The 23,917-nt window shown below is 43.2% G+C and carries 21 protein-coding genes and 1 pseudogene; 6 read left to right on the plus strand and 16 right to left on the minus strand.

Features of this window, described 5'->3' with window-relative positions; all coding sequences use genetic code 11:
* Positions 1–216: 216 nt before the first annotated feature.
* On the plus strand, positions 217–1,272 hold the full coding sequence (locus M917_RS02840) for a hypothetical protein (protein WP_021813249.1): 1,056 nt from the start codon (positions 217–219) through the stop codon (positions 1,270–1,272).
* A gap of 71 nt (positions 1,273–1,343) precedes the next feature.
* On the opposite strand, the gene M917_RS02845 is transcribed toward M917_RS02840, so the two are convergent.
* The 11 genes and pseudogenes from M917_RS02845 to M917_RS02895 form a co-directional block, all read right to left on the minus strand.
* The gene (locus M917_RS02845; protein ID WP_021813250.1) at positions 1,344–2,348 is read right to left on the minus strand and encodes an oxidoreductase; all 1,005 of its coding nucleotides are present in this window, start codon (positions 2,346–2,348) and stop codon (positions 1,344–1,346) included.
* A gap of 111 nt (positions 2,349–2,459) precedes the next feature.
* A complete protein-coding gene (locus M917_RS02850; protein ID WP_021813251.1) occupies positions 2,460–3,437 on the minus strand; it encodes a zinc-binding dehydrogenase in 978 nt (325 codons plus the stop codon).
* A 218-nt stretch (positions 3,438–3,655) separates the two neighbouring features.
* Positions 3,656–4,228, minus strand: a complete 573-nt coding sequence (locus tag M917_RS02855; protein ID WP_021813252.1) for a GDYXXLXY domain-containing protein — start codon at positions 4,226–4,228, stop codon at positions 3,656–3,658.
* Entirely contained in the window at positions 4,225–5,382 is a 1,158-nt protein-coding gene (locus M917_RS02860; protein ID WP_161626687.1) for a DUF4401 domain-containing protein, read from the minus strand. Before M917_RS02860 ends, M917_RS02855 begins: the two co-directional genes overlap by 4 nt.
* Before the next feature lie 4 nt (positions 5,383–5,386).
* Positions 5,387–6,493 carry a DUF2157 domain-containing protein gene (locus M917_RS13640; protein ID WP_021813254.1) on the minus strand — a complete coding sequence of 369 codons (1,107 nt, stop codon included), beginning with the start codon at positions 6,491–6,493 and terminating at the stop codon, positions 5,387–5,389.
* Positions 6,494–6,613: 120 nt separating this feature from the next.
* Positions 6,614–6,868 (minus strand): DUF2798 domain-containing protein, encoded by a 255-nt coding sequence (locus tag M917_RS02870; RefSeq protein WP_040641754.1) that lies wholly within the window; start codon positions 6,866–6,868, stop codon positions 6,614–6,616.
* A gap of 171 nt (positions 6,869–7,039) precedes the next feature.
* Positions 7,040–8,098 carry an NAD(P)H-dependent flavin oxidoreductase gene (locus M917_RS02875; protein ID WP_021813256.1) on the minus strand — a complete coding sequence of 353 codons (1,059 nt, stop codon included), beginning with the start codon at positions 8,096–8,098 and terminating at the stop codon, positions 7,040–7,042.
* Positions 8,099–8,275: 177 nt separating this feature from the next.
* Positions 8,276–9,733, minus strand: a complete 1,458-nt coding sequence (locus M917_RS02880; protein ID WP_021813257.1) for a hypothetical protein — start codon at positions 9,731–9,733, stop codon at positions 8,276–8,278.
* Between the two features lie 168 nt (positions 9,734–9,901).
* A pseudogene (locus M917_RS02885) lies at positions 9,902–10,443 on the minus strand (acyl-CoA thioesterase).
* A 74-nt stretch (positions 10,444–10,517) separates the two neighbouring features.
* Positions 10,518–11,567: a YheT family hydrolase gene (locus tag M917_RS02890; protein WP_021813260.1), complete on the minus strand. Its 1,050-nt coding sequence runs from the start codon at positions 11,565–11,567 to the stop codon at positions 10,518–10,520.
* A 351-nt stretch (positions 11,568–11,918) separates the two neighbouring features.
* Positions 11,919–12,515: a YigZ family protein gene (locus M917_RS02895; RefSeq protein ID WP_021813261.1), complete on the minus strand. Its 597-nt coding sequence runs from the start codon at positions 12,513–12,515 to the stop codon at positions 11,919–11,921.
* 197 nt (positions 12,516–12,712) lie between these two features.
* Here M917_RS02895 and M917_RS02900 point away from each other — a divergent pair, with 197 nt between their 5' ends.
* Together M917_RS02900 and M917_RS02905 are read left to right on the plus strand one after the other, a co-directional pair.
* The gene (locus M917_RS02900; RefSeq protein ID WP_040641798.1) at positions 12,713–13,417 is read left to right on the plus strand and encodes a pseudouridine synthase; all 705 of its coding nucleotides are present in this window, start codon (positions 12,713–12,715) and stop codon (positions 13,415–13,417) included.
* Between the two features lie 459 nt (positions 13,418–13,876).
* Complete coding sequence (locus M917_RS02905) at positions 13,877–14,941, plus strand: disulfide isomerase DsbC N-terminal domain-containing protein (protein WP_021813263.1); 1,065 nt, start codon at positions 13,877–13,879, stop codon at positions 14,939–14,941.
* 131 nt (positions 14,942–15,072) lie between these two features.
* Here M917_RS02905 and M917_RS02910 read toward each other — a convergent pair whose 3' ends face one another.
* Entirely contained in the window at positions 15,073–15,723 is a 651-nt protein-coding gene (locus M917_RS02910; protein WP_021813264.1) for a DUF2939 domain-containing protein, read from the minus strand.
* A 537-nt stretch (positions 15,724–16,260) separates the two neighbouring features.
* On the opposite strand from M917_RS02910, the gene dnaJ reads away from it, so the two are divergent.
* The 3 genes from dnaJ to M917_RS02925 all read left to right on the plus strand — a co-directional run bounded on the left by dnaJ (position 16,261) and on the right by M917_RS02925 (position 19,380).
* Positions 16,261–17,397, plus strand: a complete 1,137-nt coding sequence (gene dnaJ, locus M917_RS02915; RefSeq protein WP_021813265.1) for a molecular chaperone DnaJ — start codon at positions 16,261–16,263, stop codon at positions 17,395–17,397.
* Positions 17,398–17,585: 188 nt separating this feature from the next.
* Positions 17,586–18,416: a 4-hydroxy-tetrahydrodipicolinate reductase gene (gene dapB, locus M917_RS02920; protein WP_021813266.1), complete on the plus strand. Its 831-nt coding sequence runs from the start codon at positions 17,586–17,588 to the stop codon at positions 18,414–18,416.
* A 49-nt stretch (positions 18,417–18,465) separates the two neighbouring features.
* Positions 18,466–19,380, plus strand: a complete 915-nt coding sequence (locus M917_RS02925) for a hypothetical protein (protein ID WP_021813267.1) — start codon at positions 18,466–18,468, stop codon at positions 19,378–19,380.
* A 94-nt stretch (positions 19,381–19,474) separates the two neighbouring features.
* Here M917_RS02925 and M917_RS02930 read toward each other — a convergent pair whose 3' ends face one another.
* The 4 genes from M917_RS02930 to mpl all read right to left on the minus strand — a co-directional run bounded on the left by M917_RS02930 (position 19,475) and on the right by mpl (position 23,679).
* On the minus strand, positions 19,475–20,650 hold the full coding sequence (locus M917_RS02930; RefSeq protein WP_040641802.1) for a type III PLP-dependent enzyme: 1,176 nt from the start codon (positions 20,648–20,650) through the stop codon (positions 19,475–19,477).
* Positions 20,651–20,800: 150 nt separating this feature from the next.
* The gene (def, locus tag M917_RS02935; protein ID WP_021813269.1) at positions 20,801–21,355 is read right to left on the minus strand and encodes a peptide deformylase; all 555 of its coding nucleotides are present in this window, start codon (positions 21,353–21,355) and stop codon (positions 20,801–20,803) included.
* 201 nt (positions 21,356–21,556) lie between these two features.
* Complete coding sequence (locus tag M917_RS02940) at positions 21,557–21,811, minus strand: GlsB/YeaQ/YmgE family stress response membrane protein (protein WP_021813270.1); 255 nt, start codon at positions 21,809–21,811, stop codon at positions 21,557–21,559.
* 368 nt (positions 21,812–22,179) lie between these two features.
* Complete coding sequence (mpl, locus tag M917_RS02945) at positions 22,180–23,679, minus strand: UDP-N-acetylmuramate:L-alanyl-gamma-D-glutamyl-meso-diaminopimelate ligase (protein ID WP_021813271.1); 1,500 nt, start codon at positions 23,677–23,679, stop codon at positions 22,180–22,182.
* Positions 23,680–23,917 lie beyond the last annotated feature (238 nt).

Genomic DNA, 23,917 nt, shown 5'->3' on the forward strand with positions numbered 1-23,917 from the left:
TACTTACTTTATTGAACATTTGTCTTATTTAAGTATAATAAGGCAGTTTACTTAATCTTTATAATTGCATAGGTAGGTTTGTCGTGCTTTGATTCGACTGTACGTCTTACCTTTCGAGTAGTTTTTTGCTAAAGAATATAAATTAATATGGTCAATAAAACCGCCCATAGCTGAATAGGTATGGCTGTTTTTATAAGGTCTTTGATAGGTTAAAATATGGGTTTTTTTAATAGCATTAAGGCGTGGTTTGGTGGTGAGAAAAGTTACGACAACTTGGACAAGAGTCATACTATAGAAGAGGAGGCACCAATAGAACACGAGAACTATAGTACAGGTTTTTATAAATTTAGAGTAAAAGATAGAGAGAACAGTAATATAGAGCTAACAAGCGAAGAAAAAGTAGAGCTAGAAAGTATTTTAAACGGCCTTGAAACTATTGAAGATAATATATTCAGTGCTGATTTACTAGAATCTATTGATTTGGCTATAAAAAAATATGAAGAAAACATTGATATTTATACAAAAAATATCATAGATAGTGCTGAAAAAATGGACGAGGAAGAACAGCTACAAGAAGCACCTCCAGAGATTATTAATGTATTTGTCTATCATTATTTGAACATGTTGAAAAACACACTAGCCAACAAAGACTTCATCTGCTTTTATAGATTATTTTTAGATAGTGATAAAAGTGAGGAGAAAATAAAGAATAGTAATATAGTCGGTAATTATATAGGTGATAACAGCCCAAGTAAGGAGTTACAAGGCTTTATAAGATGGACAAAAGGTATAGTTGCTGCTATCAATAATAATCAAGTAGATATTGAAAATATTACTTATAACTTTCTTAAAGAACGAGAAGTCTACTGTATTACAACAATAGATATATACGAAGGTAACGAAGATAGACTGCTCTCAGATAAAGTATATGACATATCTTCAGAGGGTCAGTCCTCTGTATCTTTTAAGTTTAGTGTAGATCTAAACACATATATTGATTTTAAATTTTTTAATCCAAAAAAATTCTATACTGAAGATGCAATTAAAGTACTTGCTGAAGAATCCAAGGTAAGTTATGAGCTCGCTAAAAAAGGTGTGGATTTCCATATAAGTTTGTTTTTGGAAATGTTTTCAGAAAAAAATACAGCTTTATCGTTGGAAACATGTGGTTGGGCTGAACTTGTGCATCATAACAAACACACTGTACAGAACTGTCATCAATATGTGTTTGGTATGGGTAAAGAATATCAAGACGTACAAGTATCCGTATAGCTAATACATAATAAAAAAGGCAGCACCCCAAAAGGAGCGCTGCCATCATCCAAAAACCTATCTTCTAAACCCTAACCCCGCACATTCACCACATAACGACCCACAACTTTGTTAGCAATGAAGCGCTCTAGATATTCGGGCGTTTGCTCTAAGGTAATTTCTTCGCAGTATTGCTCAATGTCAGGCAGCTTCATATCGGTCGCGACACGTGCCCAAATTTCCTGCTTTTCAGGCAATGGTATCGTGACCGAATCAATGCCCAGCAAAGAGATACCGCGAATGATAAATGGTAACACGGTCATGTCAAGCTCTGTTGATGAGGCTAAGCCGCAAGCAGATACCGCGCCGCCCGACTTGGTTTGTTTGAGTAAGTTTGCCAAATAGTCACCGCCCAAGGTATCAATGGCGTTTGCCCACAATTCGCGCCCAACAGGTCTACTGCCGACCTCATTGATCGTATCACGATGACGTACTTCGCTTGCGCCCAAGTTTTTTAAATGCGCGCTTTGTTCTGTCTTTCCTGAGAAGGCAATGACGTCATAGCCCAACTGTTTTAAAATCGCGATACTGATACTGCCCACACCGCCCGTTGCACCAGTGACTGCAACTGAACCATCGCTTGGCTTAGCACCTATTTTTTCCAATTTTTGAATACATAACGCCGCAGTCAAACCACCCGTGCCGTAGCACATGGCTTCTTTTAAGGTCAAAGACGATGGGCAGGGGAGCGCCCAATCTGCTGGAATTGAAATCATTTGACCCAAACCGCCCGGCGTATCCATGCCCAAATCATAACCAAATACCAGTACTTCTTGCCCTGCGGTAAAAGTGCCGGATTTATCGCTAATCACGATACCTGCCGCATCAATACCAGGGGTGTGCGGATAGTTCTTAGTAATCATCTTATTACCAGCGGCTGACATCGCATCTTTATAGTTGAGCGATGAATAATGCACTTCGATGAGCAGATCATTTTCAGGTAAATCGCTGAGGTTACGTGTTTGGATGCTTTTATTGAATTCACCGTCGCTGACCTCGCGGACGACTAAGGCTTTGAAAGTGGTACTGTTTGACATAATGATATTCCCTGTTGGATTTATTGTTGTGTGGTCAGTAATGGCTTATCTTCACCATTTAAACAAAAAAAGCCCATGAGGTCATGAGCTTTTTTATTCAAGTTTTGCCTATTAAAGCTTTAAAATGACTTTGCCTTTTTTGCCCGACTGTACTTTGCCAGAGACAGCTGTTGCGATGTCGTCCAGACTATAAATGGCTTCGATCGGTAGTTTTAAATCGCCATTTGTCGCGCGTTCTAGCAACTCATCAATCAGACGTTGTTTGTTTTCAACATCCATTTCTTGGCTGGTTTTGCTACCCCAGAAACCTTTGACGATGGCTTGTTTAAAGATTAGGCTGCCCGCGTCCAGTGACATTGGTTTGCCTGACATGATACCAAATGAGACCAGCGTGCCATTGCTACCAAGTAGTGATAGCAGCTCATTGCTCGACTCACCACCGACTGAATCAACGGCGGCTGTTATTTTGTCATCGCCGATGATGGCACGGACTTGATCTTTCCAGTCGTCATCAGCGGTGACGACATTATTTTTAATACCCAGTGAGGTCAGCTCTTCTAACGAATCTGCACTGCGCACGAGATTAATAGTATTTACGCCACGTGCCGCCGCGAGCATGGCAAGTGTTTTACCCACCGCGCCGTTTGCCGCATTGTGGATGATCCATTGCCCGCTATCTACTTCTAAGAATTCCAATAACATTAAGGCAGACAGTGGCATGGCAATCAGCTGTGCCGCCAGCTCATCTTCGATAGCATCAGGGATGACAAACACCATGTTGGCAGGTGCAACAAAATACTCCGCCCATGTTTCGTGCACACTGGCACAAGCGACACGCTGACCGACGCTGAGGTCTGTGACGTCATCGCCCACGGCATCGATAATGCCTAATGCTTCACTACCACCGATGGCTGGCAGCTCAGGCTTATAGCCATATTGACCACTGATCGTCAATAAATCATGGTTGTGAATGGGGGAGAGAATGGTTTTGATACGTACTTCATTGGCAGCCGGTTGCGGCATGGGGCTGTCGCCAACGCTCAATACGTCAGCAGGTTTACCAAAGCTTTTATGGATAGCACTACGCATGGGAGATTCCTTTATTTATTTTTTGATGGAATGATCGTACTTAACAGGTCGACTATTATTAATTCAGTTATTATTAGTCGGTTATTATGAATAGATGTTCTGTATAAACGTGCACAATCAGGGCACCACAGTAACAAGTCCACCTCACTATCATCAGTACTTATTTGGTTAAATAAGGTTAGCGGTTGCTTACAATAATGAAGTATTACTCATCTAATTTAAATTATTGTTAATTTTTCTTTATTATTATTTGACGGATCAATCACTTTAAATGTTTCGTTGACGAGATTGGTCAGGAGCGGATCACCTTTATCATTGAGACGGAATAAGCCGTATTCTGCCGCTTCAAAAGCCTCAGCATGACCTTCTTGAAAGAAAAACGCATTGGTCGCAAGCTTGACCGAGCCATTGCGCACACGATAATGAATAGCCATCTCATCAGCGGCTAAAGTATCAGGCTGATGACTATCAGCTAATCGTACAAACTGCCCAACATTATGTTCATCCAAACGCACGATCACATAACCATCTGCGGCTTTCTCAAGGTCGCTTACTTTCTCAAGCGTGTCTAAAATGTCACGCTCTAACGCATAGCTGAGCGTCATATAATCCCCTTGCATGAAACCGCGCGGATCGACAGGCGCAAGGGGTAATAAAACGATATCACCGCTGGCAAGATGCGTCTCATATTTCGCCACATTCAACGTCATGATAATGAAGATAATGACCAATCCAAGCACGGAAATGGCAATAGTGAAGGCTCGTTTTTGTGTCCAATGAGTGGCTTTCATGATAAATGCTCCTGACTATCGGTCGCAGGATGAGTAGTATTCTCTGCAAAATACTGTTTAATAAGTAGCCACCGCATCAATAATAGCGCAATACCAACAACCAGCATGGAGATAGATTTGACCAACAAAGAAGTATCGAGTTGATAATAGTACCAAAACACATAGCAGACTAAGGCAAAAATACCGATAGCCAATAGGGTACGCTGGCTATTGGCCATGGCAATCACCACAAGCACACAGGTAGCCAGCAAGCCTGAGACATATATCGAGACAATGCCCAGCACCGCGACCGTACAGCCCACGATGACTCCCGTGGCTGACAGGAATTTGATTTGGTAGCGTTTGAGTATCAGATAAGCTGCATAAAGGCTGGCAAGTGTGAGCAGCGCTTGCGCCACATAATAATGATAGACAGCGTCGCCATCGCTCTCAAAACCATGCCCGTATTCAGCAGCGATAAAGTAGACGGAGATGCATAGCAGCATGAGAGCACTGGCATAACCAACGGCTTTTATCAGCTCAAAACTGAATGCTCGCCATTTGGGAGGGACATGCTGTAACAGGGTATAACGTTGTAAATGACTGACAACCGCAACCAGTGCCAATAAACCCAAACTGATCTCAGGCAAATCATAATAATTGAGTAAATAGACCACGCAGCCAAATGCCACCACGCTATTGAGTAAGCGGTACATAAAGCTTGGAACGATAAGCGTTAAGGCGCTTTGCAGCAATAGAAATATCCACACACTAAAAGGCGTTGCAATACCGCTTTCACTCAAGGCGTATATGACGTATGACTGACCCGCAACGCTAGTCATCAAGGCTAGGCTGTTCAAAAATACATTATCGCGGCGACGCTCATACTTAAATAAGCAAAAACCGCTCGCGTTTAACAACAGACCAATAATGCCCATCATGATGGCGCTATCAAGCACGCCCGTACCTTCTAATAGTAAAGTCAAAAAGCCAATAAAAAACAGACTCGCTACGACACCGCTAAGGCCAAAAAGCACTTGTATAAACCAAGGGGTATGCTCTTGAAAATTATTATCAACTAGGGTTGTTTGACCACTTTTATCAATCGCATCTGTGTCTACCAATCCACGCTGTTGGAGTTGTAAAAGGGTTGCGCGCAAGTGGTTGTTATTCATGTCGCTATTCATCATTGCGTCCCCTAGCTAGTCCTTTAACCACAGCATTTGGAATGTTGTTTTCGTTGCTCAAACGCGCCACCTTACGTAGCCAAACGACCGCCGCTGAACTCATGCCCATCAGCAATAGGGCTAAGATTAAAAAGCCACTCATATAAAGATGGTCTAATAGCGGCTTACCTGCCCAAAACATCACCACGATAATGACAGAGCCACTTAAATAGGTCAGCATCAATAGACTCACGCTGTATCGATAAAATCGCCAAACCATAAACACACACCAAATTAGCCACATCACTAATAAAACCGCTGACATTAGAAAACGGTTGTTTTCAAAAATGGTGAAAATAGCGAGGTGAGTGATGGAGTAGGTGCTGAGTAAACCAACTGCATAAGTGCTCCAGTGCAAACTGGATTTGGTCGGACGTTGTCTATCAGCGATAGAGTGAGACGGCTCTATTCGGGTAGAAGTCGTTTGACTGCGCTTTTTGTTTTCGATAAAAAATAGCCAGACGTTTAAGGCGATAAAGTTAGTGATTGCCAGTGCGCCTAATTGCACCACTCTTTGATATAAATAATCGTTGAACAAGAAATCTGATATATCAAAATATGAAGTGAGACTGGCGTTAATCAGCCCGAGCCACAATAACCATAGCGCAGGGAAACGCGCGATGACGACCCACGGTGTGATGAGCAACGCCCACATAAAAAATAACTGCCACGTGTCTGCGCCCGTCTGATACACCTGCCCAAACAATGCCAGTAGGCTGCCTGTGATGATACTGGCGATGAGCAATAATAACTGGCGAATGAGTAAAAATCGTCGCCTAAAAGAGAGTCCAACGTAGAGAGCGATGGTGACGAGCAGCGTCCCTTCAACCAAAGCAAACTTACCCATCTTGCCCATGTTTTGCCAGTTGTAGGCAATAAAGAACACAAGAGACAATGCTAGGGCGACAGCGCCAATAACCAGCAAAGCTTTGTCAAAAAATGCCAGCCATGTCCGCTTATTGGGGTAGACTTCGAGATGAGAGGCTGCTGCATCAGCCTGTGTGATGGGGAGAATACCGTGTTGAAGCAAATGCTCAATAGTGCGCCGTGGTTGACTCATAGCACGCTCTCAGCAAAAACAGTATGAAAGCTATCTTAACGGTTTTTATGAGGCACAGGTATACTAAAGTTTGTAGATTTTATTTACGGTCGAAATTTATGCTCAAATCCCATACAGCCACTAATAAAACTCAATGCGACTCAGCACGTGCTCTTGAATTAAATAAGCACAAATATAAGCGCTCGGCCAAGCAAACATAAACGCTAAGCCCCATGAGTGTATCAGCGTCATAAAAAACCCATCATGAATCCCGGCTTTAACGATGATCAATGCCGCTGAGATAATAAGTGACATCATCATCGCCATGAGACCTGTGAAAATGAGCCGATAGTATTTGCGCCGTGTGCGTATTTTGATGGTGGGGAATTTTGCCATAGTATTATGCTGTCCTGCGTGGTGATGATGCTACGTTCATGATGAGGCGTATTATGTCATGAGTCATCAGTGATGGTTATGATATTGTCAATTCATCATAAAATAAACACCGTACTGCTAGGATAAATTTTCTCGGCCTTTGCCAGCAACAGCACCGTAAGCAAGATAAAATCATTCTATAGGCAATGATAACTCTTTTACCAGACGCTCTAACAATGCAATCGTATCCTCGTCTTTAACCAAAGCAACGCCTTGTCCCGCCCATAAAGACTGATGCTCGGCGTCCAAACGCTTGGTAGCATGAGCACGTGCAAACTTGGTCATGGCATTCAACTGGGGATAAGGCGGTAGATCCGTACTGCTCTCAAATTGGGCGAATTCACGCAGATAATCGTTTAATAAACCACGCGCAAGCTTGCCTGAAAACAGTCGCGTTAAGCGTGTCTCGGTACTGCGTTTGCCTTGGCTGGCATCAAGTAGCGCTTGCTTATAAGTGTCGTTGATACCGCACTTATCTGTGGTCAAGAACGCCGTCCCCATTTGCGCAAGCTCAGCACCAGCTGTCTGCACTGCCTTGATATCCTGTGCCGTCATGATACCACCAGCGGCAATCAAGGGAATGTCGGTGAGGGCGCGCGTTTGACTAATCAATGTCAATAACCCTAAAGGGTCGGTTTCACTTTGTGGCAACCAGCCACCACGATGCCCACCAGCTTCTACCCCTTGTACACAGACCGCGTCCGCGCCAATATCTACCCACTGTTTTGCCTCTTTGGGATGATTGGCTGTACCGATAACGCACGTGCCTACACTTTGCAGACGCTGTACTTGCTCGGTGCTGATAATGCCAAAGGTAAAGCTAGCGACAGGCACAGGATTGTTATAGAGCACTTGTAGCTGATCCGCGAAGCTCTGTGCAGGGCGTTCAGGTAATGCAACTTCTATATTATGCTTTTGATAATAATCAGTTAACCAATTGGGTATGTCGGCATCAAAGATGCTCGCCTCGTGCTCAGATAGCACCATCAGATTGACCATAAAAGGACGGTCGGTCAGGGCTTTAATCGTATTGATTTGGCTATTTAAAACATCTGGTGCGGTCATGCCAGCACCTAATGAACCTAATCCACCAAAGTTACTCACCGTCGCCACCAGCTCGGGTGTGGTTGCTCCTGCCATTGGTGCTTGAATGATCGCATAGGTTAAGTTAAGCGTGTTACGTAACGTCATGACGGGCCGCCTTTTTAGTAGGATGTTTACATGACTTACTGTAGCAGAGGAAGGCGGTTCACGTGTTGGATAATGTTTATTTAGTTGCTGAATGGATTGAGGGGTTTTGGCTATAAAATTGTAGTTAAAATGGTTGACTATGGTTTTGTAGTTAAGCAGGTATAGTTTATGAAAAAACTACTCTTTAGGGTCAGTAAAAGGTAGTTTATTAACAGTTTTATCGAAGATACCAATTAGAGGAGCATTATCACCATGCTTTTTATCTAACGTATTTGAAGCGTTCATAGCTATAGTTTCAATAGCAGCAGCTAAAAGTTTTTCTAGTAAAGGTTCTTTGTTTTCACTATCAAGTTCTTCTATCTGAAGCTTAAAGCTCTGATAGGACTTAGCCAAAGCTTCCTTATGTGCGTATTCTTGTTTTAGTCTCTCCGCCTCACTTCTTCTTTTAGAAGCAAATACCGCAAACCAAATAATAGGTAAAACAATAGGTAAGCGTTGAAGTAAAAACACGCCTATATCATTGAGAAAATTACGACCATCAGCATTTGATGGAAAATTAGTCAAAAGTAAACTATGTATGGTCAAGGAACCTGATACAAGTAAAAGAAGAAAAAGAGAGATAGTAAAATATTTGGAATATTTTTCTATAGGTTCGTTGAAAGATATACTTAATTCATGATACGCACTTGCTAATCCAGCACTTGTAGCGCCAGGCAACAGACTTTCAATATTAGATTTTATAACCTTGTATTGATCTGTTTGAGTGGTGATTAAAGAATCTAAGTTATTTTTTCTTTCATTAATTTCGAATTTGAGTCCGTTTTCTATGTCACCCTCTGCATTGGGTTCCCCAAAAACTTTGTTATGAAAGTCGTCTAATTCATTAAGCTTTACGGATAAATCATCTCGAATTTTTTGGACTTCTGTATTTGCAGTAGTTATTAGCTCTTGAGCTTCTTCTATTTTAGACTGTATTGAGCCTTCATTTATCAAAAGAGAACTATAAAAAGCGTCTATCTTAGAGCGTTGTTCGTCGATAGATTCTTCCAGACCTTTCATCTTTGCCTGCAGTGAATGTTCTTCGTCTGTGCCTACTAAAAACTCACTATGTAACTTCGAAATACTATCTTTATACTCAAGCAATTCATCATTAATCTTTGAAGCAGTACTTACCTTTCCTTTAAGGTGCTTTACTAAATCATTGTTTTTCTCTTTATAAGCCTCGAGCTGATTTGTGATATATTTAGTATATTCATTAAAAGCAGGCTTCATCGCTTTAATTTTAGCTAAAGAATCTTGAAAGTAGGGAGCAAGTTTAGAAAGTAATACATCTACTGAGTTATTAGCTGTTAGAACAGTGGCTTCAGTTTGGTTGTTGATAGCTTCCTCTACACTTGATTTGCAGCTTATACAATGATTTTTACATTCACTCCATAAGGTTAAAGGAACAAGTTCACTATCAATACTTTTTATAGTTTCATCCATATAAGTAATAACTTTCAACAATCGGGCAAACTCTTGCGTAGGATCAGTTGATTCACTATCAGTATCTACTATAGATATATCGCAAATTTTATTTACTAACTCTTGCCACTCATTCAAGAAGCTTTCATATTCACTATTTCTATTAGTCATAAAATTCACGCTTATTGAAGCATATAAGTTAATATAATATTAGCATACTAAAGTTTATATATTTAAGTTTGTATTGCTTCGCATGGAATAAAAAATTCGGTTTCTCAAATCCTCAAAAAGACAATTAAAAAAACCACCCCATTTATCTAACTATAGTAAAACTTAACCTCAAGCCACAGGCGGCCACGGACGATCTGCATCGCTTACAATCCATTCTGCCACATAGCCAGTTGGCGGTAATTCCCACTCAGATTGACCTAACGCCGTCAGCACACGTGACGTGTCGATGACTCTGCCGCCTTCGGTGACCCCAGTACGTAGTAGCGCAGAAGAGCACGGCTTACCCTTGACCCACATCGACTGCTCGATATACATCCAGCGTGCATCGATGCCAACGATTTTGGTCTTTAGTGTGACCTTTTCAAACGCGCGAATCCGCTTGCGGTACTGGATGGTGCTGCCAGCAACGACCAATCCCCAACGCTGTTTTAATAGCTGCTTGCCAACCCTGTGCGTACCGCAAAGTCCATACGTCCCAAGTCATATAGCGTAAACACGCGACCGTTGTTCATCTCCAAGAAGTTATCAATGTCTGATAAACGGCAGCGAAACCTGATTTCGCTTGTCTCCTTTAGCGCTAAAGTATTGCCCTTTTTCACTTGTAGTGCCGCATGAGCGATGGTACTGGCGTAACGGATAAATGGATACATAAAGCAGTCTCAAAAGGTTAAAGAGCAGAATTAATATTCGTCATATCAGAAGTTTATTGTCAGAGCACTTATACTTATTTTTTACGTGATTCAACGCCAATCCAGTTGAAGTACACACTCACGGTTTCGGGTATCCAGTTGATATCAAATCTTGATTTTTTATAAAGATGAGGTGATGTGTCTTTATCAGAGCGATAACGCAGATAACCAATATGGCCACCGTGAGCCGTATCGAGAATGGTGACGCTATCAGAGACATCATTTGGCGTCGCGGTAAAGCCAATAAAGGGATCGTCTTTAGCACTAATAAGTAATAATGGATGAGTCACGTCTCTTAAATAAGGCAGGGCAGAGGACGAGTGATAATAGTGATTGTTAGAGCGGTAGCCATGACGCGGCGCGGTAAAGATATCATCAAAATCACTGATACGATTGACGGCTTTGATCGAGTCGATCTCATCTTGAGTAATATCGTTGGCTAAGGCTTTTTTGATAATCGGATTGAGCAGGTACGGCGTATAAATTCGATGGCTTAAAAAGTTGTGCATTGTAATGGCCGCCGATGACATATCAACAGGTGCAGAAATCACCACTGCGGCAGCGCATAACGCCTTATCCGCATATTCACCCATATATTTTGCCAGCGCATTGCCGCCAAGTGACACCCCAACTGCATAAATATTGGCGTATTGCTGACTTAAATTTTGTAGCGCATGATGCACTTCATCGGTATCACCCGCATTATAAAAAACTCTACCATTAGCAGGAATGCCGCCACAACTGCGAAAGTGCGCCACGACGAAGTGCCAGCCTTGCGCATGCATCTGATACGCTAAAGCACGGGCATAGTGGCTATCGCTACTGCCTTCCATTCCATGAAACAATACGATAAGGGGCGTTTGTTCCCGCTCACCATCTGTCGATGTTTCTACAGGATGCGCATCGTAAAAATCATAAGCGATATCGCTTTCTTCCAAAGAGTCCTTTTCGACCACACGGCGATAAGTGGGTGCTTTGGGCGCAAAAAACTTGGGCAAAATACTTTGTAAATGGGGATTGGTTAGCCAAAATGGCGGTTTAAAAGGCGATGGAGAAAAAGGCTTATTCGGTTTGGAAGTTGACATATCGGGGTCTTATTTAATTAGGGAGCTTATTTCGTTTTTGTTGGTTAAAATTCATGCCTTATCATAGCGATAGCAAGAAGTAAAACCAATAGTTTTCAGTGAACGCATGGTTACTCAAAACAGGGTTACTCAAAACACGGTTACTCAAAATCCGTGATTAAAACATTATCTGTGATGAAAACGTTGTTATGCCAAATTGTTTCATATCGTCAATCCTCTATAAAATACATACAGTACAGCCAACATCATATTTCTGTAGCCTCTGTCTGCGAAGGCACAGCAAGCAAGAGAATATGATGTTGGCAGTACGTTATCATTGTTGTACTCTTTTTATTTAGGATCAACTATCGCTTATGGTTTATCCAACACTCGACCATCCATCGCAAGACGTTCTTTTAAGCCCTCGATATCTGCCTCAGCCAGCGTGACGGTAAGCGTGACTTGCTTACTATAAGCAACATCATCAATCTTGCCGTTTAAACTCTCGACCACATAGCGGCACTGCGCTTCGGTGGCGAACTCCGCCAGTATCTGTACTTGCAGCATTGGTACATAAGGACTTAATGTCATTTCATCAACGGCCGCTTGCGCAGCGCCTGCATAAGCACGAGTGAGACCTCCAGCACCAAGCTTTATACCGCCAAAATAACGCACCACGACGATAATGACATTGCCGATAGACTTGTGTTGTAAGACATTGAGTATTGGCCTGCCTGCCGTCCCATTTGGCTCGCCGTCATCGTCAAAGCCAGCACTGGTGGTATTATTGGGATCGCCAATGATATACGCCCAGCAATGATGACGCGCATCGGCATATTGGTCGCGCAATTGTTCCACATGAAACATCGCGTCTTCACGTGAAGCCACGGGATAGGCATAAGTAATGAAATCGGATTTTTTGATTGCTAAGCGCGCGGTAACAGCACGTTTTAACGTTTGATAGCTCATATTTCATCAGGTCTGAGTTGGATATGGTAAACTTGTCTAACTTTCACTGCCTGCCGTATTTGGCGCAGTGTTCATTTAATTTTTTATTATAGTACCACTTCTTATCATCTAAGGTAGCGAACAAGACTTGTGCGAGTGCTTGCGACGTTAAACTTTGAGGTAGAATAGGTATCATAAAACGGATGGTAGTTAATAGTATGCGTCTAGATAAATTTATTAGTAAAGCCACTGAGCTGTCGCGCAAAGAGTCGAAAAAGATTATGCACGCGGGCGAAGTGACAGTAAACGAGCAAGTCGTCAAAGATCCCGGTCTACATGTCGATATCGTCAACGACGAGGTGATGTGGGCAGGCGAACCATTATCAGTTGCGACGGGCAATCGTTACATCTTGCTGCATAAGCCTGAAGGGTTCGAATGTACATTAAAAGCCAAAGAGTACCCCATCGTCACCGAGCTGATAGCCGTACCAGAACTTGGTAGCTTGCGTATTGCGGGACGACTCGATGTTGATACTACTGGCGCTTTGCTTATCAGTGATGATGGCGGCTGGCTACACCGTGTCACCAGTCCCAAGCATGAGCATGCAAAGGTTTATGAGTTGACCTTAGCCGATGCGATGGACAGCGATGCACAGGCAAATGCAGTAAGAGAAGTAGCCGAAGGCATCTTATTAGAAGGTGACCACGAAGAAACCAAGCCCGCGATTCTTGAATTCATCGATGATACCCATGCGCGTCTGACCTTAGAGCAAGGCAAGTATCATCAAGTAAAACGCATGATGGGTTATTTTGGTAATCGAGTGACTGAGCTGCATCGCGCCAGTATTGGTCATATCAACTTGGATGGTTTGGACAAAGGCGACAGTCGCTTTTTAACGGCCGATGAAGTTGCCAAATTCTAAATTTATAGTATTTTATTTATAGCGCTTTGAGTTCTATCCCTGCGTATCAACGTAATGGTTTAAAACCAGTCACTTAAATACCATAAGCAGCCACTACACAGTGTGCTGCTTTTTATTGCCAGTTATTTTTACTATAGTCAATCCACGATAAAATCAATACAGTGCCGCTAGAATAATATTTTTGTAGCCTCTGTCTGCGAAGGCACAGCAAGCAAGAAAATATTATTCTAGCAGCACATTAATAATGGTCGCACCTCTTTCATTTAGAATTCACTATATGTCTATTATTTCTACGGACTGTCTGTGTTGCCTGTCTCTTAAAGCTGCGTGACGATTTTGCAAAATTGCTTCTTTATTATTCTGCAATATTCAGTCTTATGCTACAGTCTGTTTGTCTTTTTAATATGCGTATTTACATAATGTTTTTGTTAATGTTGCAAACCAGATAGGACTGTCTCTGTGAAACTACCCATATTAAAACCTACCAGCCTGATTGGCGCCTTGCTACTGGCAACCACCGCCTGTGCACAGCCCAATGCCACTGATATGACTCAAAAAACAGTCGGTCAAGCTACTAAAAGCCCGCAAATGGTTGGTACATCAAGTCAGTCTGTTGACCAGCGGTTGCGCCAAGTTTTAGAACAAGCTGGCATAAAAACGCAAATCACCTCTATTGTGCCCTCGAATTTGCCCAATATGTATCAAGTCAACTTGGTGGGGCAGTTGCCTTTGCACATCACTGCCGACGGAAAATATGTCATTCAAGGTGAGCTGCAAAAGAACCCAAGCAAGCGAGTCGTGCCCGAAACGTTGCCACGCAGTAACAGCGAGCAAGTAGGTCGGCCAGTCAGCGCAGCCGTCAAATCAGCTATGCTGGCCAATATGGGTGCGCTCAAAAACATGAGTGCTCAAACACCGTTCTTTTATACCGCCGTACCGGGTGTTATTTGGGGAGCCACGTTAGAAGGCGTACCTTTTTTGCTATCTGACGATGCCCAGTACATCACCGATGGTGAGATATCTGTGATCGAAAATGGTCAGTTCATTGGTCTCGATACAAACTTTGAAAAACGCAAAAACCAGTCTGTATTGGCGACGTTAGATGAGCGGCAACTGATTAATTACCCAGCAACCACTACGGAAAGGGCAGTTATTTACGTGGCTGACGATGTGAACTGTACTTATTGTCGTCGCTTGCACCAACAACTCCCCATGCTCAATGCAAAAGGCGTCACGGTAAAGATTATCGGCTATCCGATATATGAGCAGTCACCCACACAGATGCGTGGTATTTGGTGTCAAAACGATGAAAACAGTCGCCGCAAGGCGTTTGACAAAGCCATGTTGCAAGGGAAGATGACGCCAGCATCTGCCAGCTGTAAGAGTGACCATATCACGTCTAATCGCGATAAAGCTGCTGGTCTGGCAGTGATGGCGACACCAGCGATCTACCGTGAAGATGGCGTGCTATATCAAGCAAGTTTTGAGAGTCCTGAGTTTTTAGAGTTCTTGGGAGTCGAGTAGTTTTATTAACGCATACCAGCATTGTTAGACTCAGTAACCAAAAAACCGCTTTATGAACATGGCTCATAAAGCGGTTTTTCATTCAGGTGAATAAAGATTAATAGTAAGGCTTTGACTGTTAAAAATAGATTTTAAGGCAGTACAATATCCACGATCTTCCAGTTAATCAGACCGTCACGCTGCATCTCTATGGTGATAGGGTAACCCTTAACTTGACCACTGATATTGAAGCAATTGATACCGCAATAGCTCAGCTTTGGTTTGTCGCTATCCGTGCCTTGCGCCGCCTGTTGTTCGAGTTCCGCCGCTTGCTTTTGCATGATTTGCTGCATTTGGCTTTGCACCACGGCATTCACATCACCGCGCTGGATGATTAAGTTTTGAATCAGGTTTTTTAAGTCGACTTGATTACTTGCGATAGCCCATGCTGCAGCCAACTCTTTGGTGGCTGTATTGGCTTGACCTTGCGTGTTGATGACTTTTTCGATATTTTGTGGCGTAATCGCCCCATCGACTGCCTGCGTTATAAAACTATTGGCCGCTTGCATCAATGGCTCACCGCCCAGCTCAGCGACCAATGGGTACTGAGCCATTGATGCTGTAAACTGAGTGGTCAATTGATTTTGGATACTGGGCCTGACTTGGTCATAGTCAATAGCCGCCGCGATAGTGGCACCATCTTTGGCCTCATAAGCATTTTTGAGCTGATAAGCGCTGTAATAAGGTGAGCCTGCATAGACGGTCACGGCAATGACGATCAATAAAACAATCAGCTTTTTCATAAAAATCGATACCTTATTGCAAACTGAATAACTGTGAATGTAAATATGAACAACAATGTTTGAATAGAGTCAGGTCAATATAAAAAATAGTCAGCGTAACGGAGATGAATTTTTTGTCGTCTCTGTTGGCGTATCCATTTATTAAGGGTCGCCTATAGTACTTAATATGGTACTTAATATGGCGATAAATATTAGCATGGTGTACGCTTATTAAGGTATGAAAACCTTTATGCATTTCTTAATAAAACCTTTTTTATGACTACATAACCTAGCTTGATTGCTACTTTACCGACCTAAGCGCTTGATAAATTCCCATGCCATCTCCATAAATAGCGCAAACTTTTAATAATTGATTTGGCTAAGCAGCATCCCGCCGTATTCGCTAGTCAGACTTATACAGTCATCTTCTCTTTTTACTTATCATTCGCTTATGTTTCATGTGAAACCTATAAGTGTGACGACGGTAGTATTAAAGGAATGAGTGACTAGGGTCATAAATCGACTAGCCGGTGGACTGTAAAGACGATAGGAGAGCTCATGAGTAAGCGCGATTTTTATGAAGTATTGGGTGTCAGTAAGACCGCTGACAGCAAAGAGATTAAGCGAGCTTACCGCAAGCTGGCGATGAAATACCATCCAGACCGTAACTCTGATGACCCCGATGCTGAAGATAAATTTAAAGAAGCGTCGATGGCTTATGAGGTATTGAGTGATGAAGACAAACGCTCAGCCTATGACCGTATGGGTCACTCAGCCTTTGAAAATGGCATGGGCGGTGGCGGTTTTGGCGGTGCAGGCGGCGGCAACTTCCAAGACATCTTTGGCGATATTTTTGGTAATTTTGGTGATATCTTTGGTCAATCACGCGGCGGCGGCGGTGGACGCTCGCGTCGTGGTTCAGACCTCCGTTATGTGATTGAGCTGACTTTAGAAGAAGCGGTTCGTGGCTGCAAAAAAGAAATCAGCTTTACCGCCCCTGCGCCTTGTGACACTTGTGATGGTAAAGGCGCAAAAGACGCCTCTGATGTGGTGACTTGTCAGATGTGTCATGGTCAAGGCCAAGTTCGTATGCAGCAAGGCTTTTTTGCCGTGCAGCAAGCGTGTCCACAGTGCGGCGGCACTGGTAAACAAATCAAAAACCCTTGTCCTGACTGCCATGGTAATGGGGTTAAAGATAAGTCACGCACGCTAGAAGTTTCTATCCCAGCGGGTGTCGATGATGGTGATCGCGTTCGCTTGGCGGGCGAAGGTGAAGCAGGTGGTGCTGGCGTGCAAAACGGCGATCTATACGTTGAAGTCCGTGTCAAATCACACAACGTCTTCACTCGTCAAGGTGCCGATCTTTATATGGATGTGCCAGTCAGCATCACGGATGCAGCGCTTGGTAAAGAAGTTGAAATTCCAACGCTAGATGGCAAAGTAAAAATCAAAGTAGCGGAAGGCACACAAAGTGGCAAACTGCTACGGGTACGCGGCAAAGGCGTGACGCCAGTACGTACGACGATGAAAGGCGATTTGATCTGCCGTGTTGTTATCGAGACGCCAGTGAACTTAACTCGCGAGCAAAAAGATCTGTTACGTCAGTTCCAAGATACTTTGGATGGCGATAGCAAGCATCAACAGTCGCCACATAAAAAATCATTTTTCAAAAAGATTGGCGACTTATTTGATTAATCATGTCTGACAACAACTGATACGTAGGTATATAAAATACGTATATAGAATTGACCCAAAGGTTTCACATGGAACTTTTGGGTTTTTTATTGGCTAGATAAAAAACCAATCACACGCTGATATTTGCTAAACTTACGATAAATAATTTTAAAAATTGTCTGACTAAAATAAAGCTTCTAGGATAAACCATGAATCAATCAGTAAATAAAAAAGTTGTCCATGTCGGTGTGATCGGCGCGGGCGGTCGTATGGGTCGCATGCTCATCGAGGCGGTAAACGATAATCCAAAAACCACCCTTAACGCTGCCATTGAACGTCAAGGGTCAAGCCTCGTTGGTGCGGATGCTGGTGAAGTTGCCGCCATCGGACGTTTGGATGTGCAGATTGTCGATGATCTAAAGTCGGTGGTTCAAGACATCGATGTGCTGATTGACTTTAGTTTGCCGGATGCCACCGAACAAAACATGCAAATCTGTGCTGAGCACAATGTCGCTATGGTTATCGGTACGACAGGATTTAACGAGCAGCAAGAGCAAGTATTGGCAAAAGCAAGTGAGGAAGTGGCAATCGTCTACGCCGGTAACTACTCAACAGGCGTTAATCTGTCATTAAAGCTACTAGGAATGGCGGCCAAAGCCTTTGGCACTGCTGCGGATGTAGAAGTAATCGAAGCGCATCACAAACATAAAATCGATGCGCCTTCTGGCACCGCTTATATGATGGCAGAAGCCGTCGCAGAAGCACGCGGACAGAATCTAAAAGACGTTGCCGTCTATGGTCGCGAAGGACAAACTGGCGAGCGTGAAGCGGGAACGATTGGCATTCATGCGATTCGCGGCGGTGAAATCATTGGCGATCATACCGTGATGTTTATCGCAGATGGCGAAGTGGTGGAGATTACTCACCGTGCCCGAGCGCGTATGACTTTCGCAGCAGGGGCAGTGCGTGCTGCAACTTGGGTGATTGAGCAGCAAACGGGACAGTATAATATGCAAGATGTCTTGGGTTTAAACGATTAGTTTTTCTTAATTATTGCTTCACTTGCTTGCTCATCATTAGGGGTGAAACGTGGATAAGTTTAAATATAACCTGATAGCGATGCTTAGCACTACGATTACCGCTATCAAAAGTGCTGATTATGCGCGCCAAACAGCGATTGTTCTCAGTTCGATGGTTCTGCCAATAACGGTGCACGCTGCCGTCAATCAGAACCGTTACGAAACCTACGTCATTCATACCTATGGCGGCAATGCGTTATTACCAGCTGTGCGTCAGCAACTGAATAACAGTCGTGATGGCGGTACGGTCACCACTTATCAAGATAAGTTGGTCTTGCGCACAACATCTGCCAATTATCAAGCAGTGCAGCAATTATTGACTCAGATTGACCGTCAACCACAAGCGCTAACGGTCGCTGTACGTGTCGGTAAGAATAGCAGCGCTCAAGGCAATATCCAGCAAGGGCAGGTCATTATTACCAACCGCGGTATCCAAGGATCGGGAATCATCAATCAGCGTAGCAGTCAGCAGCAAGGCAGTAGCTTGTATCAAGTTCAAACCTTATCTGGTAGTGCGGCAAGTATTGATACGAGCACATTGTGGTCATTGGCTCAAAGCTATTATCCCATCACCTCAACATATTCTCGCCCGATAGGACGAATCGTCATTCAGCAGCAGGTATTACTACCAACGACCCAAGGTATTAGCGTGATCCCAAGACTACTACCGAACGGTCAAGTCGAAGTGACATTATCACAAGTTGAGGAGAGGCTGGTGCGACCCAAGTCGTCCTACAATCGACAAAGCGTCAGCAATAACCGCATTCAAGGTCAAAGCCTCAATAGCACCATTATTATTCCACGTGGACAATGGGTGAATATCGGACAAATCTCTCAAAGCAGCCGAAACCAGAGTACCAGTTACGGCAGTAATCGCGTTATGAATAATGATAACAGTGTGCCTATTTCACTGTTGGTACAGTAGTCAATGATGAAAGGCAGCACCAGATAAATATAAAAAAGCGCGGCCCTGTGAATCACAGTGCCGCGCTTTTCAACGAATGCTCATTTCTTAACTATTAGTCAATATAGGTAACTTCTAGTGGTGGGAAACCATTGAACTCAACTGAGGAGTAAGAGTTGGTATAAGCGCCAGTGGTGAGCCAATATATCTTATCACCGATCCCCAGTTCTTCTGGCAACTGATAGCCTGCCTCTTCGTACATGATATCTGTTGAATCACAGGTTGGGCCTGCCAATACCACCGTACCTTCGCTAGTAGACGTCTCCATCTTCGGTGTATAGACAGGATATTTGATGGCTTCACCCAATGTCTCAATCAAGCCTTGGAACAATCCCACATCGGTATATACCCAGCGAGTCAAATCCGTATTTGATTTACGAGAAATTAGTACCACATCACTGACTAGCACGCCTGAACCGCCGACCAATGAGCGCCCCGGCTCAAGAATAATCTCAGGCATGTCTTCGGCATTGTAGTCATCGGTCAAATAACGGTTAATCTCTTCAGCGTAGACTTTTATAGGGTTGACTTCACTGATGTAGTTGGCTGGAAAACCGCCACCCAAATTAATCATTTGCAGTTTAATGCCTTCTTCGTTCTTCATCCAGTCAAACATGTATTTGACCTTGGCCAGCGCATCATCCCATGCTGCGACATCTTTTTGCTGACTGCCCACGTGGAACGAGATGCCATAAGGCACCAAACCTAACGCTCGCGCTTGAATCAATAGCTCAATCGCCATGTCAGGATGACAACCAAATTTGCGAGACAGTGGCCATTCTGCTGTTTCTGATCCTTGCACCAATATACGCACAAATATTTTTGAACCTGGGGCGTGCTCAGCAATATTTTTTAAATCGGCTGCTGAATCGGTTGCATACAAATCAACGCCTTTATCAAAAGCATATTTGACATGTTCGGCCTTTTTGATGGTGTTGCCATAAGAAATACGTGAAGCATCAACACCGCAATCAAGCACGCGCTCAAGCTCGTAAATCGACGCACAGTCAAAGTTTGAACCAAGATCCGCCAGCAAGTTAATGACTTCAACGGCAGGACTGGCTTTCATTGCATAATGAATTTTGGCATTAGGAAAAAAACCGACCATTTCATGAAACTTTGTTTTGATACGGCTAAGGTCTACCACCAAAAGTGGTGTCTCGCGACCTTCAGCTGCTTTGGTGAATTTCTGCCAACCGGCAGGGTCAAAATATTGGTCGATTTTGATCATGGTCATGGTAGAAAACCTTTAATGAAGAAAATATGTTAGAGAATAAAAACTTGCGTTACATCACTATTTTAATGTCACATCATTACCATCGTGCGTCATAGAGCGATAAAAATAGAGCTTATGTAACGGTTTGCTTAGAGAATAAATACATCAAGAATTGGTCAGCTGTGGTTGTTTATCCGCTGCTTGTTCATCTTGTTTTTCACGTATTTTGATGATTTTGCGTACTTTGTCACGAGCGCGTGTTTGTTTTAAACGGGATAGATAATCGACGAATATCACACCATTTAAGTGATCCATTTCGTGTTGGATGCACACTGCCAGCAAGCCTTCTACTTCCTCATCGATTTTTTCACCATTCTCATCCAAGGCTTCAATACGTACTTTGTTAGGACGCTCAACCTTATCATAGACCTCAGGCACCGACAAACAACCTTCTTCGTATGGTTGTTTTTCTTCTACCAGTGGCGTTACCTTTGGATTAATAAACACCCGAGGGTTGTTTTTATCTTCAGATAAATCCATGACGATGAGTTGAATGTGTTGATCAACTTGGCTGGCAGCCAAGCCAATACCTTGGGCGTCGTACATGGTCTCAATCATATCAGCGATTAAGGTTTTGATTTCAGCAGTCACTTCCTTAACAGGCTTTGCAATGGTGCGCAAACGCGGGTCTGGATAATTTAGGATAGGGAGTAATGCCATAACGCTCACCTCAATGATAAGGACAAAATAGGGTTGATATTATAAGATAAATGGGGGCAAAAGTAATGCTTATCAATACTTTCTACTCTATATCATGCTTTATGATTCAAAAAACGAAGATTACGAATTTTGGCAGAACCATAAAAAAAGCCCTGCTATTCGCAAGGCTTTCTATTATTAATTAGCTAAGACATCGTAAAATCATACGCGACGTTTGCTCATAATCATCTCATACAAGAAGAGCAATATGATTGCACCAATCACTGAGAATATCAGACCAGTAAAGCCACCATCAGCATCGATACCGATTAGTCCAGCGATAAAGCCACCAAGCAAAGCACCGACGATACCCAACACGATGGTCATTATCCAGCCCATAGGGTCACTGCCGGGCTTGATAGCACGTGCCAATAAACCAGCGACTAAACCTACGATAATCATCCAAATAAAGCTCATTTTATTCTCCTAATGTTATTGTCATTTATAATAATTTGCTAATTTTCATAAATACATTGTATGCACTGCGTAGGAGTAAAGGTAAGCGCAAAATGTTACCAGTGTATGAGCTATGTGAGAAAAACTATCGATTTGCTAATATGCAGGTAGGATAAGTAAATGAAAGGTTACAAAGGTAGCAACAGTTACAAAGCCACTAGTGTAATAAGTTATTTGTGTTTATATCGGCCCAATATTAATGACAGATATATTGAAACGAATAACAATTATCTGAATACAAAAAAGCGTGGCTTGTTTATTGCAAAGCCACGCTCTCATCTACAATAAAGAAGCTACATTCTCATTGCAAATATGGTTTAGATTCGTTTTTATTGAGGATCACTGGAATTACGCTGTAGTGCTACTAATAAGCGCTGATGAATACCTTCAAAGCCCCCATTAGACATAATCACAATGGCATCACCCGCTTGTGCCTGTGTGCGTACATGCTCGATAATCGCATCGACACTCGACATGACTTGTTGGTTACCGATGTGACTGTTTGCAGCATTGGCTTGTTCGATGACTTCTTTTAGACCCCATTCTAGACCAGTAGGCTCGTACCATAGCGTATAATCCGCGAGGGCGGCAGACTCAGCTAGGCTGTCTTGGTGAATGCCCATTTTCATGGTATTACTACGTGGTTCAATAATCGCCCAAATGCGTCTGCCCGCCAGTTTCTTTTTGGCACCATCTAGAGTCGTCATAATGGCAGTCGGATGATGAGCAAAATCATCAAACACTAAAATATCATGCACATTACCGATCAGCTCCATACGACGTTTTATACCAGCGAAAGCTGATAGCGCTGCACAAGCAGTAGCGACACTGACCCCAACATTATAAGCTGCCGCTACCGCAACCAAGGCATTATTGACGTTATGAATGCCACTCATCGACCAATCTACAACTGCCGATTCCTCTTTATCAGCAAACACGACTTTGAACTGACCGCCATCTTGACTGATAAGTTCAGCCTGCCAGTCGCTAGGATTGGTTGGGTTTTTATCCTGTGTACTAGCGTTGGTCAGAGCAGAATCAACGACGGCTGTCCGCCAAATTGGCGTCCAAACCCCTTTTGCCAATGTATCTTCTAAACTGATAGCGGCGGCTGGCATGATGATTTTGCCAGTGCTTGGAATCATGCGTACCATGTGATGAAATTGAGTCTGAATGGCATTAAGATCTGCAAAAATATCAGCGTGATCGAATTCGAGGTTATTTAAAATAGCGGTACGCGGACGGTAATGAACGAACTTTGAGCGTTTATCAAAAAATGCCGAGTCGTACTCATCCGCTTCAATGACAAAGTAACCAGCCTTTGAGTCGCCCTCGCTATTATTTTCTGTGCCCAAATAACTGCTGTGTGCAAAGACTTGCTGAAGATGCTCATCAGTAGTATCAACCAATGGTACGCCACCAATCAAAAATCCCGTATCGATTCCAGCGTAATGCAGTATCCAAGCCAGCATGGTTGTCGTCGTCGTTTTACCGTGAGTACCAGCTACGGCTATTACATGGCGCGATTGTAGGACTTGCTCAGATAAGAACTGTGGCCCTGAGGTATAACGTAGACCTGTGTCTAGCATGTATTCGATGACATCCATGCCGCGCTTCATCGCATTGCCGACGACAACCAAATCTGGTGCTGGCTGCAAATGCGCTACCAGATAACCTTCTTCGAGAGTGACGCCTGCATTCTCAAGTTGGGTAGACATGGGTGGATAAACATTGGCATCAGAACCTGTAACCGTATGTCCAAGTGCGCGTGCCAGTAGCGCCAGCGAGCCCATAAAAGTACCACAAATACCAAGAATATGAATATGCATAGACGTTCCGTACGAGCTTAAATTAAATGAATAGAAATGTAGAGTCATCCGAAAAGCTAGCGGCACTAAGCGGCTGCTCATTATAGGACGTACTCCGCCGAAATATTATCAGCGCTGGCCATATTCTGTATCAAAACAGTCAATAATTACCAAAATATCAGCGTGGCAAATAGGCACTCATTGTAAAGTAAACACCGTTAGATAACCAATAAAAAACGCCTCTAAGTAGGCGTAGTTG

Origin of the sequence: Psychrobacter aquaticus CMS 56, assembly GCF_000471625.1 — a bacterium.
Taxonomy (GTDB): Bacteria; Pseudomonadota; Gammaproteobacteria; order Pseudomonadales; family Moraxellaceae; genus Psychrobacter; species Psychrobacter aquaticus.

What these genes read in the sequence shown, in the direction of transcription:
- M917_RS02840 (WP_021813249.1), top strand. Translation starts at nt 217, where the DNA reads ATGGGTTTTTTTAATAGCATTAAGGCGTGGTTTGGTGGTGAGAAAAGT.
- M917_RS02845 (WP_021813250.1), bottom strand. Translation starts at nt 2,348, where the DNA reads ATGTCAAACAGTACCACTTTCAAAGCCTTAGTCGTCCGCGAGGTCAGC.
- M917_RS02850 (WP_021813251.1), bottom strand. Translation starts at nt 3,437, where the DNA reads ATGCGTAGTGCTATCCATAAAAGCTTTGGTAAACCTGCTGACGTATTG.
- M917_RS02855 (WP_021813252.1), bottom strand. Translation starts at nt 4,228, where the DNA reads ATGAAAGCCACTCATTGGACACAAAAACGAGCCTTCACTATTGCCATT.
- M917_RS02860 (WP_161626687.1), bottom strand. Translation starts at nt 5,382, where the DNA reads ATGAATAACAACCACTTGCGCGCAACCCTTTTACAACTCCAACAGCGT.
- M917_RS13640 (WP_021813254.1), bottom strand. Translation starts at nt 6,493, where the DNA reads ATGAGTCAACCACGGCGCACTATTGAGCATTTGCTTCAACACGGTATT.
- M917_RS02870 (WP_040641754.1), bottom strand. Translation starts at nt 6,868, where the DNA reads ATGGCAAAATTCCCCACCATCAAAATACGCACACGGCGCAAATACTAT.
- M917_RS02875 (WP_021813256.1), bottom strand. Translation starts at nt 8,098, where the DNA reads ATGACGTTACGTAACACGCTTAACTTAACCTATGCGATCATTCAAGCA.
- M917_RS02880 (WP_021813257.1), bottom strand. Translation starts at nt 9,733, where the DNA reads ATGACTAATAGAAATAGTGAATATGAAAGCTTCTTGAATGAGTGGCAA.
- M917_RS02890 (WP_021813260.1), bottom strand. Translation starts at nt 11,567, where the DNA reads ATGTCAACTTCCAAACCGAATAAGCCTTTTTCTCCATCGCCTTTTAAA.
- M917_RS02895 (WP_021813261.1), bottom strand. Translation starts at nt 12,515, where the DNA reads ATGAGCTATCAAACGTTAAAACGTGCTGTTACCGCGCGCTTAGCAATC.
- M917_RS02900 (WP_040641798.1), top strand. Translation starts at nt 12,713, where the DNA reads ATGCGTCTAGATAAATTTATTAGTAAAGCCACTGAGCTGTCGCGCAAA.
- M917_RS02910 (WP_021813264.1), bottom strand. Translation starts at nt 15,723, where the DNA reads ATGAAAAAGCTGATTGTTTTATTGATCGTCATTGCCGTGACCGTCTAT.
- dnaJ (WP_021813265.1), top strand. Translation starts at nt 16,261, where the DNA reads ATGAGTAAGCGCGATTTTTATGAAGTATTGGGTGTCAGTAAGACCGCT.
- dapB (WP_021813266.1), top strand. Translation starts at nt 17,586, where the DNA reads ATGAATCAATCAGTAAATAAAAAAGTTGTCCATGTCGGTGTGATCGGC.
- M917_RS02930 (WP_040641802.1), bottom strand. Translation starts at nt 20,650, where the DNA reads ATGATCAAAATCGACCAATATTTTGACCCTGCCGGTTGGCAGAAATTC.
- def (WP_021813269.1), bottom strand. Translation starts at nt 21,355, where the DNA reads ATGGCATTACTCCCTATCCTAAATTATCCAGACCCGCGTTTGCGCACC.
- M917_RS02940 (WP_021813270.1), bottom strand. Translation starts at nt 21,811, where the DNA reads ATGAGCTTTATTTGGATGATTATCGTAGGTTTAGTCGCTGGTTTATTG.
- mpl (WP_021813271.1), bottom strand. Translation starts at nt 23,679, where the DNA reads ATGCATATTCATATTCTTGGTATTTGTGGTACTTTTATGGGCTCGCTG.